At 26.8% G+C, this 1,363-nt stretch carries 2 protein-coding genes; both read left to right on the top strand.

Annotation, left to right across the window (positions count from 1 at the left end):
• Positions 1 to 794: NFACT RNA binding domain-containing protein (locus Q0370_RS08470; protein ID WP_299574601.1), on the top strand; the 794-nt coding region annotated here is incomplete at its 5' end.
• Between the two features lie 121 nt (positions 795 to 915).
• Positions 916 to 1,176, top strand: coding sequence for an HPr family phosphocarrier protein (locus Q0370_RS08465; RefSeq protein WP_299574598.1), 261 nt, complete (start codon positions 916 to 918; stop codon positions 1,174 to 1,176).
• Positions 1,177 to 1,363 lie beyond the last annotated feature (187 nt).

Below are 1,363 nucleotides of genomic sequence, written 5' to 3'. Positions count from 1 at the left end.
AATATGTTGACTCTCAAATAAAAAAATTCAAAAAAATTGAAAAAAATATAAAAATTGACTTGAAAAAAAATGAAAATTTTGAAAATTATAAAAATATCGGGGATATTTTGGCAGCAAATATGCACCAAATAAAATACGGAATGAAAAAAGTTACAGTTTTTGACTTTTATAACAATCAGGAAATTACAATAAATTTGGATCCGCTCTTATCTCCAAACGATAATCTGAATTTTTATTATAATAAATATAATAAGGGAAAACGAACTATTTCAGCCTTAAATTCTAGATTTTTAGATATTCAAAACGAAATAAAATATTTTGAAGAAATAAAAATGTTTATCGAAAAAGAAAATGATTTTATTGGAATTGAAGAAATTGAAAATGAACTGAATTTAACAAATAATGGAAATAAATCAAAAAATAAAATTAAATTGAACAAACCAAAAAAACGTGAACTATTGTCATTTGACTACAAAGGCTTTCAAATTTTTGTTGGTAGAAACAATAAGGAAAATGAGGAAATTTCCTTTTCCAAAGGACAACCGAATGACATTTGGTTGCACATAAAGGATATTCCTGGAAGCCATGTCCTTATTTTACGAAATAATCAAGAACTTCCAAACGATGTTCTTTTGCATGCTGCAAACCTTGCCTGTGAGTATTCTAAAGCAAAAAAAGGCGACAAAGTTACTGTTGATTACTGTGAAAGAAAATTTGTAAAAAAAATAAAAAATAGTAAACCAGGAAATGTTATTTATACAAACTATCACTCTTTATTAATTGATGTTCAATAACTTTTTTAAATAAACTATATTGTTTGACTGCCCAACAGAAAAAATGTTCTTCAGACTTATTGACAAATACCGAAAACTGTTGTAAAATTAAGGTAGAGATATAATTAAGGAGGATAAATAAATGGCAAGTAAAACAGTTACTATGACAAATCCTACAGGATTACATACAAGACCAGGTGGAGTATTTGTTGCTAAAGCAAAAGAATTTGAAAGTACAGTAGAAGTTGAAAATGAAGGAAAAAAAGTAAACGGAAAATCTTTATTAAAACTATTATCAATTGGGATCAAAAATGGTTCAGAAGTTACAGTTTACGCTGAAGGACCTGATGCTGATCAAGCAGTTGAAGTTTTAGGAGAATTATTAGCAACTATTAGAGACTAATAAATTGTAGTAATTAAGTAAAATAAAAATATTGTTTTTTATAGATTTGTTATAGAAAATATGTTTTATTGAACTAGAAAAAAAGACTTTCTTATTTTTAAGATTGTCTTTTTTATTTTACAAAACATATTCTTCTTGCCGCCCCATTCTAGCCCCAAAATACCGCTAAAAGCATGCTTTTAGCTGC

The sequence above is a fragment of the uncultured Leptotrichia sp. genome (genome assembly GCF_938036635.1).
GTDB lineage: Bacteria > Fusobacteriota > Fusobacteriia > Fusobacteriales > Leptotrichiaceae > Leptotrichia > Leptotrichia hongkongensis.
The sequence above is the reverse complement of the archived record's forward strand: the minus strand, read 5'-3'. Positions and strand labels throughout refer to the sequence as shown.